This is a genomic window from Streptomyces sp. NPDC026500 (assembly GCF_055567635.1).
The window spans coordinates 219,000-235,186 of the sequence record NZ_JBVHQB010000005.1; the positions used below are offsets into that span (position 1 = coordinate 219,000).

Below are 16,187 nucleotides of genomic sequence, written 5' to 3' on the forward strand. Positions count from 1 at the left end.
GCGCGGAACGTGGTTGCCCCGTCGCCGCCGCATGATAATTCGACCTTTCCCGTCACCGTGTGACCTCCGGCACAATGGACTCATGACCGAGCGCAAGCCACCGGGTGTCAGCTTCGAGTCCTGGGTGGACAAACAGATCCGCGAGGCGGAGGCCCGCGGCGAGTTCACGGAACTCCCCGGCGCGGGCAAGCCGCTGCCGGAGGTCACCGACACCCCGTACGACGAACTCTGGTGGATCAAGCGGAAGATGGCCCGTGAGGGGCTGTCGGTCCTGCCGCCCACGCTGGCCCTGCGCAAGGAGGCGGAGGACGCCCTGGCGGCGGCCTCCGCGGCTCCTTCGGAGCGGGTGGTGCGACGGATCGTCGAGGACATCAACGCCAAGATCCGCGAGGTCATGTTCAAGCCGCCGCCGGGGCCTCCCCTCGGGCTCAAGCCGTACGACGTGGAGACGATCGTGCGGGAGTGGCGCGCGGCCCGCGAGGACCCGGCCCCCGGCGGTGGGCAGTCCGAGGGGCGGGGAAACACCGGAACCGCGTGAGGCCGCGGAGGACCGCGGGGATACCGGAGGGAGTCCCGGGGGGAGCCCGGGGGATACCGGAGGGAGTCCGGCGAGACCCGCGGCACGGTGAACCGCGGCCGCACACGGACTCGACGGCCCGCGCGAACGCCGTGAGGCCGCGCGAATGCCGTGAGGCCGCGCGAATGCCGTGAGGCCGCGCGAATGCCGTGAGGCCGCGCGAATGGCGTGAGGCCGCGTCCCGGGGCATGGTCCGGGACGCGGCCTCACCTCACCGGGGAGGTGTCCGAGCGGGCTCAGAGCCGCAGAAGTCGTTCGGTCATCTCGCGGTAGTCCCGCAGGGCGAGCCGGAGCTGCTCCGTGTCGGAGGCCGTCGCCTTGCCGTCGCCCTTGCCCTCGCCGCCCGACTGCCAGGACGTACGCAGAGCGCGCCGCCGCCGGGTCACGGCTTCCGTGAACCGACCCGCGAGCTCTTCCAGCACATGGTCGGCCTCCTCGACAGAGGCCTGCGGCCCGTCGACGAACCCGCCGACCGCGTGCCGCATCCGCAGCGAGAACTTGTCGTACTCGTCCAGCGGCAGCATCCGCTCGTCACGCCCGGCACGATCTTCCGTACCCACACCCGTACCCGTACGGTCCTTGGTGTCCGCCGAGCCGCCCCTGGGGAGCGCTTCCCCGGCGTCACGGGTCACAGGACGCGGCCCGGGGCCGTCGGACGCGCCGGGTGCGTCGCCCGAGCCCGTACGCCCCGTACGCGGCGTACGGTCGCCGCTCCGGTCCTCCCGCTCGCCGACGTCAACACCCGTCGCCTCGCGGGGCGTCGCGCCGGTCCCGGTCGGCCGGGCTGCCGTGTCGTCGCCGTGCCTGACCCGGTCGGCGTTCCTGGCCCGGTCGCCCGGGGCGGGCTCGGCGGACGCGGGATCCACCTGGCCCTTCAGGGCCTCGCGGCGCGACACTTCCTCGGTCTCGGTCTCCTGGCGGTTCCCGCTCTCCCGGTCGTCCGGGGAACGCTCGGCGGGTACCGGGGTCACGCGGCCTTTCACGCCCGCCGCCTCACGGGACGGGGTCCGCTCAGAATCCTGGCCTGGCTTCATGGCGCTCACCTTCTTCAACTCCCCTTCGCCTGACGCCTGGTGAAGGACCAGGGCAGGTGGGAGCGAGTGTCGGGGGTGGAGGTCTCGGTGCTTTCGGTGCTCTTGGCGCGCTCAGCGCTTCCGGTGCGCTCAGCGCTTTCGGCGCGCTCCGTGCGCTCGGCGCCCTGCGTCGTCTGCGCCGGCTCGGCGCGCCGGTCGTCCTTGGCCATGCTGAACCGCCTGGCACGCTCCGGGCGGGCGGCCGGTGGCTCGCTCACGTCGTCCGTGGCGTGCGCACGGCCGGGGGAGGTGTCCTGGCGGGTCGGGGTCAACAGGTCGTCGAAGAGGTCGCGGGCCTCCAGCATGGCCTCACGCATCTGCTCGGTGTCGACGCCGCCGTTCTGACCCGCGCCGGTGCGGGCCAGCGCCGCACGGTGCACGCGGCGGTATCCGTGGACGTGGTGTCCGTGGTGGACGGAGAGCGCGGAGACCTGCTCCTCGTAACGGTCCCCCTCGGGGAACCCGCGTGCTCCGGCCAGCTCACCGAGCAGCCGGTCGGCCTCGGCCACCGCCTCCTGGGGCGAGTCGACGAAGCGTTCCTGGGCGGCCGTCCAGCCGGCCGCGTACCGTTCCCGCGCCGCCGGTTCGAGGGGCTGCTCGCGCAGCGCGCCGTGCCGCTTCACGCGCTCGCTGAGGTCGCGCTCGGCGGCCTGGGTGTCGCCGTCGTGCCGGGCGACTGTTCGGTCGTACTCCGGTCCGAAGCGCCGCCGCAGAGTGCGCCCGCCCGGCGGCCTTCGGGCGAGGAGGGTCAGGGCGGCCGCGACAACGGCAACGGCCGCCACGATCACGATCAGAGCGATGATCACGCCTGTGGACATGGGTGCCTTCCGGGGTTCTCGACCCAACGGGCCGGTTCTTGAACCGGGTTGCCCGGAAGTCGCTCCTCAAACGGCCCCCTCGCGGCACGACCGCCCGGACCCCTGAACCGGCCGCCCCCCCGACCTCCCGCCGACGACCCGTCCGGCGCACACCCGCGAGGACCGACAACACCCGCTCCTCGTCGGGCTGTTCGGCCCGGCACTTCTATCCGGTTGCGAGCCGGGGGTGGCACCCGACGACAATGGCCGGCATGATCCGATCGCCTTCCGGCCCGCCGACTTCCTGGAGCGTGGCCCCCGAACCCTTCGACTCCCCTGTCGCCGCCGCGCTTTGGAGGGCGTACTACACGGAGGTCAGCGACCGGTGGTACCTGCTGCACGAAGGGCGCACGACGGATCCCGACGAGCTCGAGCGGGAGGTCGCCGCGCGGACGGGCAGCGAGTTCGCGCCGCCGACGGGTGTGCTGCTCGTCGCGCGCCACGACGGTGAGCCCGGCGGCACCGCGGGGGTGCGGATGCTCGACGCCACGACGGGCGAACTGAGCCGCGTCTTCGTCCGAGCGGATCTGCGCGGCAAGGGCGGCGCGCCCCTCCTGCTGGCGGCGGCCGAGGCGGCGGCTCGCGGCCTGGGCGCCCGGCGGCTGGTCCTCGACACCCGCGGCGACCTCGTCGAGGCGCGGGCGCTGTACGCCCGGCACGGCTACGAGGAGACGGCGGCGCACAACGACGAGGTCTACGCCGAGCACTGGTTCCGGAAGGACCTGACCGGCTGACGCTCAGCCCATTTCCCCCTCGGGCCGGCCGAGCAGCGTGCGCTCGTGGGGCCGGTCCGCGTCGGAGCCGCACATCTCGTCGTTCAGCTCCGCGACCAGCTGGGCGAGGTCGGTGGGACGGTCCGGTCCCCACCAGTCGCCGAGGAGTTCGGCGAGGGACTCCTCGCGGGCCCTGGACAGATTGCCGGCGGCCACGCGGCCCTCGTCGGTCAGGACCATGTCCAGGCCCTCGCGGCGGGCGAGCCGGCGTTCCTCGACCTGGCGGGTGGCGGCCAGGACGACGTTCAGGGGCACGGCACTGTGCTCGGCCAGGAGAGCGGGCTCCGCCCACCCGTATTTCTTGATCCGCAGCAGCAGCCAGCTCGCCGCGGGCAGCAGGTCGTAGCCCGCGCGCGCGGTGATCTTCTCGTAGATCTCGCGGCGCCCCTCCCGGGTGCCGAGCACGGACAGCGCCCGGCACACCTCGTCGTACGACGACCTCTCGACCGGGTTGCTGGCCAGGGTCTCCGTCACGTCGGGGGCCGTGACGGAGCCGCGCAGCTTGTCCTCGCGCAGGAACCAGGCCAGCACGAAACCGAGCAGGGCTACGGGGGCGGCGTACAGGAAGACATCCGTGATCGACGTCGCGAACGCGTGCAGGACGGGCGGCTGGAGATCGGCCGGCAACTGACCGATCCCCTTGGGGTCGGCCTTCAGGGAGTCCGTGGTGATGCCGGGTGGCAGTTGCTGCCCGCCCAGCGCGTTCGTCAGGTTGTCGCCGAGGCGGCTCGCGAAGACCGTGCCGAAGATCGCGACACCGAACGAGGCGCCGATGGACCGGAAGAAGGTCGCCCCGGAGGTGGCGACGCCCAGATCCTCGTACGACACGGCGTTCTGCACGATCAGGACCAGGACCTGCATGACCAGGCCGAGGCCCAGGCCGAACACGAAGAAGTACACGCTCATCTCACCCGTGCTGCTGTTCTCGTCCAGCTGGTGCAGCAGGAGCAGACCGATGGCGGTGACGCCGGTGCCCACGATCGGGAACACCTTCCAGCGGCCGGTACGGCTGACGATCTGCCCGGAGACCGTGGACGACAGCAGCAGCCCGAACACCATGGGCAGCATGTGCACGCCGGACATCGTGGGCGACACGCCCTGCACGACCTGGAGGAACGTCGGCAGATAGGTCATCGCGCCGAACATCGCGAAGCCGACGATGAAGCTGATGATCGCGGACAGCGTGAAGGTGTGGACACGGAAGAGCTTGAGCGGCAGGACGGGTTCGGCCGCGCGCCGCTCCACGACGACGAAGGCGACGCCGAGGACCACGCCGACGATCACCAGACCGATGATCTGCGGCGAGCCCCAGTCCCAGGTGGTGCCGCCCAGCGAGGCCACCAGGACCAGGCAGGTGGCGACGGCGGCGATGAGGAACGTACCGAAATAGTCGATGACATGACGGGCCGACTTCTTCGGGATGTGCAGGACCGCCGCGATCACCGCGAGCGCGACGACGCCGACGGGGAGGTTGATGTAGAAGACCCAGCGCCAGCTGAGATGTTCCGTGAACAGGCCGCCGAGCAGCGGCCCCAGCACGCTAGTCGCGCCGAACACCGCACCGAACAGCCCCTGGTACTTGCCCCGTTCACGCGGCGGGACGAGGTCGCCGACGATCGCCATCGACAGCACCATCAGTCCGCCGCCGCCGAGGCCCTGCAAGGCCCGGAAGCCGATCAGCTCGCCCATGTTCTGCGACATGCCGCACAGCGCCGATCCGATCAGGAAGATCACGATCGCCGTCTGGAAGAGCTTCTTGCGGCCGTACTGGTCGCCGAGCTTGCCCCACAGCGGGGTCGCCGCCGTCGAAGCGAGCAGGTACGCCGTGACGACCCAGGACAGATGCTCCAGACCGCCGAGGTCGCTGACGATGGTCGGCAGCGCGGTGGACACGATCGTCTGGTCCAGCGCGGCGAGCAGCATGCCGAGCAGCAGTGCGCCGATGGACACGAAGACGCTGCCGTGCACGGTGTCCCGGGCGTCGGCGGCCGCCGCGGTGCGGCGGCGCAGGGCCGACTCGCTCACCTCGACCGAGTCGTGCAGTCCGGGCGGTCCGCCCGGGCCGCCGCCGGTCGGCGCGTCCGCCCCTTCCGGCCCCCGGTCGGACTGCGTGTCCGAACCGTGCGCGTCCCCGGTCATACGGCCTCCCTGAGCCCCGAGGGTCCCGGTCACCCTCCATCCTGATCGGTGTGTCCGGTTATGGCCTGTCGAGCCAACCGGAATCCGCGATTCCGGGGGGCTGCTTGAAGGTTGTATGAAGGTCGTCCGGATAATCACTGGAGTTTTCAGGGGGGAGGGACCCACTCGTGACTGAACGGACCGGGCATGTCTGCCCAGAGTGCGCCGCACACCGGGCGCAGGACGGCACCCCGTCCTGCGCCTGCACCCGCAGGGCGTCCGACGCCCTGCGCGACGAGCGCACGGCGCAGGCCGCGGCGGCGGAGGACTTCAACCCGCTGCGCATACGCCCCTACGTAGAACTGGGTACGGAGAATTCCGGGCATCCCGGAGAGGGTCGGGGGCCGGGCGGGGGCTCCGGCGATCCGGACCCCGCCGGACCAGGGCCGGCCGGACCGGCACGCGGACCCAGGCACGCCGCCCCCAGGGCCGGAGGGCCTTCGGAGGCCGCCGGGGCGGGTACCTGGGCGCCGGATGGCTCCTACACGCCGGTGAGCGGCCATGGAGCACCTCCGAGCGGCAGCGCGCCGGTCGACGGCGCCGGGCCGATGGGTTCCATGGACGGAACTCAGCCGGTCGGCGGCACGCCGATGCCTCCCGCGTACGGAGAGGACGCCGGCGCTACGACCATGCAGCCGGCCGCGATTCCGGCGGACGCGACCATGCGACTGGCCCCGGTTCCGAACGACGCGACCATGCAACTGGCCGCCGTCCCCAACGACGCGACCATGCAACTGGCCCCGGTGCCGGCCGACGCGGCGACGCGATCGCCAGCGATGCCGGCCGACGCGACCATGCGACTGACGGCGCTTCCCTCGGAGGCGCGTGCCACCGACGTCCGCCTCTTCCAGGAGCGCTCCCCGGAGCCCGGATCGGGAGCCTCGGCCGCCGGTCGGCCGGGGCGTCGCCGACGGACCGGGGTCGTCGCCGTCGCCGGAGTCGTGGTGACGATGGTGGCCGCGGCGGGGTTCGCGAGCGGACTGCTCTCGTACGACCCTCCCGCGCGGGACGGGGCCCTGCCGAAGGACGCCAGGGCGAGCGTGCCGGAGGTGCTGTCCGACACGGCCTCGACGTCACCGTCGGCGAGCGCGTCCTCGACGTCATCGGCGCCGTCGGCTTCGGCCTCCTCGCCGAGCGCGAGCCCGTCGCCGTCGGCGTCCGAATCGGACACGTCCCCGACGCCGTCCGGGTCGGCCTCGCCGACGCCGACGTCCGCACCGCCCAGCGCGACGGCGACCGCGACGGGATCGGTGGCGTCAACGGGGGGCGGCGGTTCGGGCGGACTGACCGCGCAGACCCTGCGGCGCGGAGACAGCGGGCCCGAGGTGACCGAGCTCCAGCTGCGGCTGAGCCAGCTCAGGATGTACATGCGGAAAGCCGACGGCCAGTTCGAGCATCACCTCGAAGACGCCGTGCGCTGGTACCAGTGGGCGCGAGGCATCACCGGGGACGACCCGGGTGTGTACGGCCCGGCGACGCGGGCGAGCCTGGAGGCGGAGACGGCGGAGCCGTAACCGGTGTCCGGGTACCGCCTGCAGGGTGCGCGACGGGTCACGGGCCGTGCGCTCTTGTCCGCGGGGGCAGGATGCGGCCCCTCCGGCGTTCCAGGAGCGGGGTCCAGGGCGGGAGCAGCGGCACGGGAAGGGCAGGGACCGAGGGGGCGGAGGGGACGGAGGGGCGGAGGGGACGGAGGGGGCAGAAACCCTCCACCCAGCCTCTCCCCCAGCCCTCCCGGCCCTCAGCCGATGTGAAGGCGAACCGTCCCGTCCCCGACGACCTCGACCCGTACCTCGGTCAGATCACGCACGAGCACGTCCGGCCCGTGGAATCCCGCCCGGGGACCGACCCCGACGACCCGCATTCCGGCGGCCCGCCCCGCGGCGATCCCCGCTCCGGAGTCCTCGAAGACGACACAGTCCTCGGGCGCGATCCCCAGCTCGGCCGCGCCCTTCAGGAAGCCTTCGGGATCGGGCTTGCTGGCGCCGACGGACTCGGCGGTGACCCGCACGTCGGGAAGTCCGAGCCCGGCGGCGGCCATCCGCCCGCCGGACAGCGCCACATCCGCCGAGGTGACGAGCGCGTGCGGCACTCCCGCGAGGGAGGCCAGGAACTCCGGCGCTCCCGGAATCGCGACGACGCCGTCCATGTCGGTGGTCTCCTCGGCCAGCATCAGCGTGTTGTCCGCGTAGTTCTGCTCCATGGGCCGGTCCGGCAGCAGCACCGCCATCGAGGCGTAGCCCTGCCTGCCGTGGACGACCTTCATGACCTCGTCCCCGTCCAGCCCGTGCCGGTCGGCCCAGCCGCGCCAGCAGCGTTCGACCACGACGTCCGAGTTGACGAGGGTGCCGTCCATGTCGAGCAGGAGGGCGCGGGTGGTCAGAACGGTGGTGGCCGTCGTCATCGGCATGCTCCAAAACGCAGATATGGGGGGTCGACACACCCCCGGGAAACAAGGCGGCCCCGCCCGCCGGTCAGGGAGGTGCGGACGGGAACCACTTTGTTCCTACAAGATACAAAACAAGCCTCCTCGGCGCCACTGCCCCTGACCTGCCCTTTATCCACCCGGACAGCAAACGCAACCCCCAGGACGCCATCGAGACACCCTCCGGACACCGACTGCCGGCCCCCGGCGGGAGACCCGGCATCCGCCCACAGCCGGCCCCCTCCGGGGGAGGCGGCCGCACGCACTCGCACGGGGACAGTGGCCACGCCCGGCCCTCGACGCACCCACAGAGGCCAGGCCGCCGGGGCGCCCGCCGAGCCCCACCCCGGCACCACACGGAGCCCCGCGAAGAGCGCCCCGCCGGGGGCGAGTGCCCGGCCGCGAAGAGCGCCCCGCGGGACAGGACTCAGGCCGCCACGGCCTCGTACAGGCTCCAGACCCCCAGCCCCAGCATCAGCATCGCCGCGACCTTGGTGATCAGGTCCAACGGCACCCGCTTCATGAGCGCCCTGCCGCCGACGATCCCGAGCCCCGCGACAGCCCACAGCGCCAGCACCGCGCCGAGCCCCACCGACAGCGGATCGTCGTACCGCGCGGCGAGGTTCGCCGTCATGATCTGGGTGAGGTCGCCGAACTCTGCGACCAGGATGAGCATGAAGCCCGCCCCGGAGACCTTCCAGAAGGTCTGGTTCTCCGGCTTGCGGATCTCTTCCTCGTCCTCGCCCTTCTTCATCAGCAGCACCGCAGCACCGCCGAGGAACAGCACACCGGTGACCGCGTGCACGATCTGCTGCGGCAGCAGCGTCAGCACGCTGCCCGCCGCGACCGCGAGCGCCACATGGACGGCGAACGCGGCGGCGACACCGGCGAAGACGTACGAGGCGCGGTAGCGCGTGCCGAGGACGAGTCCGGCGAGGGCCGTCTTGTCCGGCAGTTCGGCAAGGAAGACGACACCGAAGACGAGCGCCATCACGCTGAAGCTGATCAAAATTCCTCAATCGGTCGGGCTGCCCCGCCGAGAGTGTTGCGATTGCGCGTGCTGCGACTGCGCGACTCCTCGGCACGGCAGCACACAGCGACACCCGCACCGGGAGGCGCGGGCAGAAGCACCCACGCCGGAAGGTCCCGGCACGGGCAAGTGCACTGCTTGCCGAAGGTCTCGCTGGCCGACCTCGTGAACGAGGTCTGCCTCCGGGCGCCGGCTCAGGCGAGCTGAGCAGTATGTCGACGGTCCGGCGAAGAGCTACTCCCCTTCTGCGCCGTCCATGGTACGCGACCCGCGAAGCGGCCCCCCAGGGCCGAAAGTCCCGCGGACGGGCTTTCCCCCCGAGCCGAAAGTTCTGCCATAAACCTTGTCATGTCATGTGCACGTCACTAACTTCTAACCGCGCACTTACCTCCCGGCAATACGACGCCGCGAGCATTCGTTCGCTCGCTCCAACGCCCCCACACCCCAAGGGAGTTCGCATGCCAAAGGTCTACGCGCGTCGACGGCTGAGCATACTCGCAGCCATCACGGGCCTGATAGCCATGGCCAGTGTTTTCAACGGCCCGACCGCCTCCGCCGCCCTCCCCACCCCGGTCAGCGCGGCCACCGCCCGCACCTACCTCGCGTCCCTCACCGTCGCGACGGAGAACCGCACCGGCTACGCCCGTGATCTGTTCCCCACGTGGATCACGATCAGCGGCACCTGCAACACCCGTGAGTACATACTCAAGCGCGACGGTTCGAACGTCGTCACCGACTCCGCGTGCGCGGCCACCAGCGGCAGCTGGTACTCCGTCTACGACGGCGCCACCTGGACCGCCGCCTCCGACGTCGACATCGACCACCTCGTGCCGCTCGCCGAGGCCTGGGACTCCGGCGCCAGCGCCTGGACCACGGCCCAGCGCCAGGCCTTCGCCAATGACGTGACGCGCCCGCAGCTGCTCGCCGTCACGGACAACGTGAACCAGTCCAAGGGCGACAAGGACCCGGCCGAGTGGATGCCCTCGCTCAGCTCGTACGCCTGCACCTACGTCCGCGCCTGGGTCCAGGTGAAGTACTACTACAACCTCAAGGTCGACTCCGCGGAGAAGTCGAAGCTGAGCTCGGTCCTGAGCGGCTGCTGACCCGCACGGGCGTCACAGACCGGCGGCCCAGGTCGCCCGGGTTCCGGACACCGTTCCCCCCACGGTGTTCCCACGGTCTCCGGAACCTCCCCACAGGCCTCCGTCGTTCCGTACCGTACGGGGCGACGGAGGAGGGGGATCATCATGGCTGAACTGCGCCTGGGACCGCTGCTGAGGTACGTCGACGGCTCGTCCGCGACCTTCTGGGTCGAGGCGAGCCGTCCGTGCACCGCCGAGGTGCGCTGCGCGGACGGCGCGGGCGGAAAGGCCCGAACGTTCCAGATCGCGGGCCACCACTACGCGCTGGTGCCGGTGAGCGGACTGACGCCGGGCACGGTCACCGCGTACGAGATCCTGCTGGACGAGGCGACCGTCTGGCCGCTGCCCGACTCGCCCTTTCCCCCCTCGGCCGTCCGCACCCCCGAGGGCGACGACGCCGCCGTCCGCGTCACCTTCGGTTCCTGCCGCTGGGCGGCGCCGCCCGCGGACGAGAAGGACCCGGTCGGGCCCGACGCCCTGGACACCCTCGCCGCCCGGATCGCCGCGACCCCGGACGGCGAACGCCCTGACGTGCTCCTGCTGTTGGGCGACCAGGTCTACGCGGACGAGGTCTCGAAGGCGACCCGCGAGTGGATCGCAGCGCGAAGGGGTCTGGCGGATCCCCCGGGCCATCAGGTCGCGGACTACGAGGAGTACACGCGCCTCTACTACGAATCCTGGCTCGACCCGGAGATCCGCTGGCTGCTGTCCACGGTACCCAGCTGCATGATCTTCGACGACCACGACGTCATCGACGACTGGAACACCAGCGCGGCCTGGGTCGCGGAGATCCGGGCGACCCCGTGGTGGCGCGAGCGGGTGCTGAGCGGTCTGATGTCGTACTGGGTCCACCAGCACCTCGGCAACCTCTCCCCCGGCGAACTCGCCGCGGACCTGCTGTACGCGGCCGTACGCGAGACCCCCGACGGCACGGACGTGCTGCGCGCCTTCGCCGCCCAGGCCGACCGCGACCCGGCCTCGGTCCGCTGGAGCTACCGCCGCGACTTCGGCCGGACCCGTGTCCTGATGCTCGACAGCCGCGCGGCCCGCGTCCTGGACGAGAAGCACCGCTCGATGCTCGATCCCGGCGAGGCCGCCTGGCTGCGCGAGCAGGTCCTGGAGGCGCCGGGCTCCCGCGACCATCTCCTGATCGGCACGTCCCTGCCCTGGCTGCTGCCCCCGCTGATCCACCAGGCGGAGACGTGGGACGCCGCCCTGTGCCGGGGTGAGCGGGGCGCGCGATGGGCGCGGTTCGGCGAGCGGCTGCGCCGCGCGGCCGATCTGGAGCACTGGGCGGCGTTCCCGGAGTCGTTCGAGGAGCTGGCGGAGTTGATCGCCGAGGCCGGTTCGGGCGAGGACGCGCCGGCGACGGTGTGCGTGCTGTCGGGAGACGTGCACCACGCGTATGTCGCCGATCCGGTCTGGGCCGACCCCGCCCGGCAGCCCGCCGCCCGGGTTCTCCAGCTGACCTGCTCCCCCGTCCACAACTCCATCCCGCTCTCCATACGGCTCGGCTTCCGCTTCGGCTGGAGCCGTCCGGCCCGGCTGTTCGGCAACCTCCTCGTCCGGCACGGCCGTTGCGGGCACCCACCGGTCGACTGGCGGAAGACCGGCGGCCCTTGGTTCGGCAATCAGCTGATGACCCTGACCCTGCACGGCCGTTCGGCGTCGCTGCGCCTCGAACAGGCACGAGAGGTGCGGGGCGGCGCCACCGGCAGCACGGCGAGGGGCGCCCGGCTGACGACCGTGAAGGAGTCCGTGATCGCCCCGCACTCGGCGGCGCGATGAGGCGGACCATCCGCTTCCGTGGGTGCGGCTTCCGGAACCGGACGCGCTGACGGAACGCCGACGGACTCCCGCCCGGCCGATACGGACGGGACCGTGCAGACGGGACCGTGATGAGGGGACCGTGATGAGGGGACGTGATGAGGGGACAGCACGGACGGGACAGTGCCGCCCGCCCGCGGTCGACGGCTACGAGACCGGGGACGGACGGCACCGCGGCGGCCCTGTCGCCTGATCAGCCGTCAGGGCCGCCCGTAAGCACTGCGGTTCACGCTCGGGATGCCGACGCGGGGCGGGCGTGGGCCGGGTGACCGCGGCGAGCGCCGGACCCGGAGCAGATTCGGTCACGCTTTCGGGTACCGATGTCGCGGCATGGACGGCCCTACGTGCGACGACGACCGAAGCGGAACCACAAACGGAAGCCCGACCGTGGCTGAATGTTGAACTTGCAAGTATAGCTTAGGTCCACCTAACCTTGGTGACTCACTCGGTTCCGTCCCACGGTCCGGCCTCCCGGACCGAACCAGACCGAAGGAGTCCCCCACATGACCGGACGCCTCAACAGCGCCCAGCCGTACGCCATTTCCCTGTTCCGTATCGTCGTCGGCCTGCTCTTCGCCGCGCACGGCGCCGCCTCGCTCTTCGGCGTCCTCGGCGGCGCGATGGGCACCGACGGCGGCACCATCGACGCGGGCACCTGGCCCGGCTGGTACGCGGCCGTCATCCAGCTCGTCGCCGGGGCGCTCGTGCTCCTCGGCCTCGGCACCCGCGCCGCCGCGCTCATCGCCTCGGGCTCGATGGCGTACGCCTACTTCGACGTCCACCAGTCGGCCGCCCTGTGGCCGATCCAGAACGGCGGCGAGCTCTCCGCGCTGTTCTGCTGGACCATGCTGCTCCTCGTCTTCACCGGCTCCGGCGCGCTCGGCCTCGACCGGCTGCTCGCCGCCCGCACCTCCTCGGCCGCCGAGGACGAGCGGGCAGCGGAGCCCGTCACCGCCTGACCTCGCAGGAAGGCGCCCGCCCCCGGTTCACGGAGGCGGGCGCCGTCGTCTCCGGACCGTTCGGCCTCGCCGACGGGGCCGCCCGGCTCGTCGGCGGAGCCGCTCACCCAGGGCGCCATCCACACCCATGGCGGACATCGGCGCCGTACGAAGTACCGGAACGTGCGGGCTCGTGAACGTGACGTGACCGACACACGTGCCCCCAGCGGATCTTCTGTCACATCCGCGGCGTACGCTGTATGGCTGTCACAGGCCGCCCCGCCACTCCCCCGTGAGTCGCGGCGCGGCCGTGCTTACGGGGGAGTCGGGGGAGAGTTTCGTGCTGGAGAGTGTGGGGTCGCTGACGGGCAGCCCATGGATCTACGCGGTGGTCGCCGTGTCCATCGTTCTTGATGTGTTTCTGCCGGTCCTGCCGAGCGGTGTCCTGGTCATCACGGCGGCGACGGCCGCGGCGGGCTCCGCCACGGCCACCGGCGCCGTTCCGCACGCCGTGCCCGACATCCTGGTGCTCACCCTCTGCGCGGCCACGGCCTCGGTCTTCGGCGACCTGATGGCGTACCGCCTCGCCTGGCGCGGCGGCGACCGCCTGGATCGCGCCATCGCCCGGTCCCGCCGCCTGACCAGCGCGCAGGAACGTCTCGGCGAGGTCCTGGCGCGCGGCGGCGGGGCCCGCGGCGTACTCGTCGTCGTCGCCCGTTTCGCGCCGGCCGGCCGCTCGGTCGTCTCGCTCGGCGCGGGCGCCGCGCACCGCCGGGTCCGCGAGTTCCTGCCCTGGTCGGTCCTCGCGGGACTGGCCTGGGCCGGTTACAGCGTGGCCCTCGGCTACTTCGGCGGCCAGTGGCTGGGCGCCACCTGGCTCGCGACGGGCGTCTCGTTCGGGGCTCTGTTCATCGCGGGAGCGGGCGCGGCCTACCTCGTGCGCCGGCCCATGGTACGGGAGCAGGGCACCGGCGCCTGAGCCGCGGACCAGCGGCTGCGAGCCAAGGACCACCGGCTGCGGGCTTGCAGGCCTGCGGCGTCATGGGCCGCGGGCTCATGGGCCACGGGCTTGAGGGCTACGGGCCGCGGGCTTGCGCGCCAGGGCCTGACCGCTGCGGGCGGCCACGGGCTCGCGGGCTACGGCCCACACACCGCGTGCTGTGCGGGGCGCGCTATCCGGCGCGCTGGGTCGCCGCCCCGCGCACCTCCAGGTCGTCCAGCAACTCGGCCGTGGCCGCCGCGACCGCTTCGACGGCTCGGTCGAAGACCTCACGGTTGTGGGCGGCCGGGGCGCGGAACCCGGAGACCTTGCGGACGTACTGCAGAGCGGCGGCGCGGATCTCCTCCTCGGTCGCTTCCTCGGGGATCGCGGGCGGGCGAAGTGTCTTGATGCTGCGGCACATGACTCCAGTCTCGCGCGTCCGGCGCCGTCCTGGTCACCGGTCGCGCAAGAGGGGCCGCCACGGCCGGGAATACCGCCGCCGGTTCCACGGATTGAGCAGAACATGACGTCAATGGAGATCACTTACGTCGGCGGCCCCACCGCCGTCATCGCGATCGGCGGCCTGCGGCTGCTCACCGATCCGACCTTCGACGCTCCCGGTGAGTACCCCGTCGGCGCACGGAAACTGGTGAAGACCACCGGGCCCGCGCTGCCGGCCGAGAAGCTCGGCCCGGTCGACGCCGTCCTGCTCTCCCACGACCAGCACCCGGACAACCTGGACGCGTCCGGGCGCGGGTATCTCCAGGACGCCCCGGTGACCCTGTCGACGGTTTCGGCGTACGAGCGGATCGGCGCGCCCGTGCGGGCCCTGCGCCCCTGGGAGTCCGTCGAACTGGCGCGTCCGGACGGCGGAGTGCTGTCCGTGACGGCCGTTCCGGCGCAGCACGGACCCGACGGCTCGCTGCCACTCGTGGGCGAGGTGACCGGCTTCGTGCTGTCCGGGGAGGGGCTGCCGAAGGTGTACGTGAGCGGCGACAACGCGTCCCTGGACGTCGTACGGGAGATCGCGGACCGGGAGGGCCCCTTCGACGTGGCCGTGCTGTTCGCGGGCGCGGCGCGGACCCCGCTGGTGCCGGACGCTCCACTGACCCTGACCAGCGAGGACGCGGCGCGGGCGGCGGAGATACTCGGCGCCGCCCGGGTCGTCCCGCTGCACTTCGAGCACTGGGGCCACTTCACGCAGGACGGCTCGACCCTGACGAAGGCCTTCGCGGAGGCGGGTCTCACGGACCGGCTGCGGCTGCTGGAGCCCGGGGCTTCGGTACAGGTGCCGTAGCGGCGCCTGGGGTCCCGTTCACCGCAATACCCCAGTAAATCCTTGGACTTGGGCAAGGTTCTCCGAGGATTGACTCGGGTGACCGCCGCTTGTGACGATCTCCGGGGCCCCGTTCGGGGTCCCGCGGAGAGGAACGAGGACATATGGCGAACGACGGGCTGACGGTGGCGGTGCTGGGTCCGGGCGGGGTCGGCGGACTGCTCGCGGCGCTTCTCTCCCGCGCCGGCCACCGGGTGATCTGCCTCGCGGGGGACGAGACCGCCAGGACGCTGGCCGCGGACGGCATCGAGGTGCGCAGCGGCTACTTCGGCGACTTCACGGCGCGGGTCGCGGCCGACACCGAACTGCGCGAGCCGGCCGACGTGTGTCTGATCGCGGTCAAGGCGACGGCCCTGGACGCCGCGCTGGAGCGTCTCCCGTCGAAGGCCCTGGGCGAGGAAGGCCTGATCGTCCCGCTCCTGAACGGTGTCGAGCACCCGGCACTGCTGCGCGAGCGCTACCGCCCCGAGCAGGTGGCCCCCGCCGTGATCCGCGTGGAGTCGACGCGGATCACGCCGGGAGTGATCGAGCACGGCAGCCCCTTCGCCGAGGTCGACCTGACCGCCGACACGGCACCCCGAGCGCGGGTCGAGACACTCGCCGGGGCCCTGGAGTGGGCCGGGGTGCGCGCCCGGGTCCAGGACGGCGAGGCGGCGACGCTCTGGGCGAAGATGTCGTTCCTCGCGCCGTTCGCGCTGCTGACGACGCGGTACGGAGTGCCGGTGGGCGACGTACGCACGTTGCACCGTGCGGAGTTGGCAGCCCTCGTCGAGGAGACGGCGGCGGTCGGCCGCGCGTGCGGAGCCCCCGTCGATCCGGCGGCCGCTCTCGCCCGCTACGACGCCTTCCCGGCGGCCACCAAGTCCTCCATGCAGCGCGACGCCGAAGCGGGCCGCACACTCGAACTCGACGCGATCGGCGGCGCGTTGCTGCGGGCGGCGGAGCGGACCGGGGTGCCGGTACCGGTGGCGAGCGGGCTGGTCCGGGACCTGACGCCGACCGCCGACGCGAGCAACTGACGGCGGGGCGGCGCCCGATGACGTCCGGGGCGG

Annotated in this window: 16 protein-coding genes; 9 read left to right on the forward strand and 7 right to left on the reverse strand. The window is 72.3% G+C overall.

All coding sequences use genetic code 11. The features are described 5' to 3' along the window. Positions 1-82 precede the first annotated feature (82 nt). Complete coding sequence (locus ACZ4N5_RS11640) at positions 83-538, forward strand: DnaJ family domain-containing protein (protein ID WP_467756902.1); 456 nt, start codon at positions 83-85, stop codon at positions 536-538. Between the two features lie 275 nt (positions 539-813). Here ACZ4N5_RS11640 and ACZ4N5_RS11645 read toward each other — a convergent pair whose 3' ends face one another. Together ACZ4N5_RS11645 and ACZ4N5_RS11650 are read right to left on the reverse strand one after the other, a co-directional pair. Further along, entirely contained in the window at positions 814-1,548 is a 735-nt protein-coding gene (locus ACZ4N5_RS11645; RefSeq protein WP_467756903.1) for a hypothetical protein, read from the reverse strand. Between the two features lie 77 nt (positions 1,549-1,625). Continuing rightward, positions 1,626-2,468 (reverse strand): hypothetical protein, encoded by an 843-nt coding sequence (locus ACZ4N5_RS11650; protein ID WP_467756904.1) that lies wholly within the window; start codon positions 2,466-2,468, stop codon positions 1,626-1,628. Positions 2,469-2,710: 242 nt separating this feature from the next. Between ACZ4N5_RS11650 and ACZ4N5_RS11655 the strand changes: the two genes are divergently transcribed. Continuing rightward, the gene (locus ACZ4N5_RS11655; protein ID WP_467756905.1) at positions 2,711-3,241 is read left to right on the forward strand and encodes a GNAT family N-acetyltransferase; all 531 of its coding nucleotides are present in this window, start codon (positions 2,711-2,713) and stop codon (positions 3,239-3,241) included. Between the two features lie 3 nt (positions 3,242-3,244). Here ACZ4N5_RS11655 and ACZ4N5_RS11660 read toward each other — a convergent pair whose 3' ends face one another. Continuing rightward, positions 3,245-5,419 carry an MDR family MFS transporter gene (locus ACZ4N5_RS11660; protein ID WP_467756906.1) on the reverse strand — a complete coding sequence of 725 codons (2,175 nt, stop codon included), beginning with the start codon at positions 5,417-5,419 and terminating at the stop codon, positions 3,245-3,247. Between the two features lie 607 nt (positions 5,420-6,026). Beyond that, positions 6,027-6,827: a hypothetical protein gene (locus tag ACZ4N5_RS11665; protein ID WP_467756907.1), complete on the reverse strand. Its 801-nt coding sequence runs from the start codon at positions 6,825-6,827 to the stop codon at positions 6,027-6,029. Between ACZ4N5_RS11665 and ACZ4N5_RS11670 the strand changes: the two genes are divergently transcribed. Then, positions 6,826-6,972, forward strand: coding sequence for a peptidoglycan-binding domain-containing protein (locus tag ACZ4N5_RS11670; protein WP_467756908.1), 147 nt, complete (start codon positions 6,826-6,828; stop codon positions 6,970-6,972). The genes ACZ4N5_RS11665 and ACZ4N5_RS11670 overlap by 2 nt on opposite strands. Before the next feature lie 224 nt (positions 6,973-7,196). On the opposite strand, the gene ACZ4N5_RS11675 is transcribed toward ACZ4N5_RS11670, so the two are convergent. Beyond that, entirely contained in the window at positions 7,197-7,865 is a 669-nt protein-coding gene (locus ACZ4N5_RS11675; protein ID WP_467756909.1) for an HAD-IA family hydrolase, read from the reverse strand. A 442-nt stretch (positions 7,866-8,307) separates the two neighbouring features. Beyond that, positions 8,308-8,889 carry a TMEM165/GDT1 family protein gene (locus ACZ4N5_RS11680; RefSeq protein ID WP_467756910.1) on the reverse strand — a complete coding sequence of 194 codons (582 nt, stop codon included), beginning with the start codon at positions 8,887-8,889 and terminating at the stop codon, positions 8,308-8,310. A gap of 479 nt (positions 8,890-9,368) precedes the next feature. On the opposite strand from ACZ4N5_RS11680, the gene ACZ4N5_RS11685 reads away from it, so the two are divergent. From ACZ4N5_RS11685 to ACZ4N5_RS11700, 4 genes are all read left to right on the forward strand, one after another. Further along, a complete protein-coding gene (locus tag ACZ4N5_RS11685) occupies positions 9,369-10,013 on the forward strand; it encodes an HNH endonuclease family protein (RefSeq protein ID WP_467756911.1) in 645 nt (214 codons plus the stop codon). A gap of 144 nt (positions 10,014-10,157) precedes the next feature. After that, positions 10,158-11,840, forward strand: a complete 1,683-nt coding sequence (locus tag ACZ4N5_RS11690) for an alkaline phosphatase D family protein (protein WP_467756912.1) — start codon at positions 10,158-10,160, stop codon at positions 11,838-11,840. A 542-nt stretch (positions 11,841-12,382) separates the two neighbouring features. Next, the gene (locus ACZ4N5_RS11695; protein WP_467756913.1) at positions 12,383-12,838 is read left to right on the forward strand and encodes a DoxX family protein; all 456 of its coding nucleotides are present in this window, start codon (positions 12,383-12,385) and stop codon (positions 12,836-12,838) included. A gap of 319 nt (positions 12,839-13,157) precedes the next feature. Then, positions 13,158-13,796, forward strand: a complete 639-nt coding sequence (locus ACZ4N5_RS11700; RefSeq protein WP_467756914.1) for a DedA family protein — start codon at positions 13,158-13,160, stop codon at positions 13,794-13,796. A 193-nt stretch (positions 13,797-13,989) separates the two neighbouring features. Here ACZ4N5_RS11700 and ACZ4N5_RS11705 read toward each other — a convergent pair whose 3' ends face one another. After that, positions 13,990-14,220: a DUF2277 domain-containing protein gene (locus ACZ4N5_RS11705; RefSeq protein ID WP_467756915.1), complete on the reverse strand. Its 231-nt coding sequence runs from the start codon at positions 14,218-14,220 to the stop codon at positions 13,990-13,992. Positions 14,221-14,331: 111 nt separating this feature from the next. On the opposite strand from ACZ4N5_RS11705, the gene ACZ4N5_RS11710 reads away from it, so the two are divergent. Further along, positions 14,332-15,096, forward strand: a complete 765-nt coding sequence (locus ACZ4N5_RS11710; protein WP_467756916.1) for an MBL fold metallo-hydrolase — start codon at positions 14,332-14,334, stop codon at positions 15,094-15,096. A 143-nt stretch (positions 15,097-15,239) separates the two neighbouring features. Further along, positions 15,240-16,154: a ketopantoate reductase family protein gene (locus tag ACZ4N5_RS11715; RefSeq protein WP_467756917.1), complete on the forward strand. Its 915-nt coding sequence runs from the start codon at positions 15,240-15,242 to the stop codon at positions 16,152-16,154. The last annotated feature ends 33 nt before the right edge of the window (positions 16,155-16,187 follow it).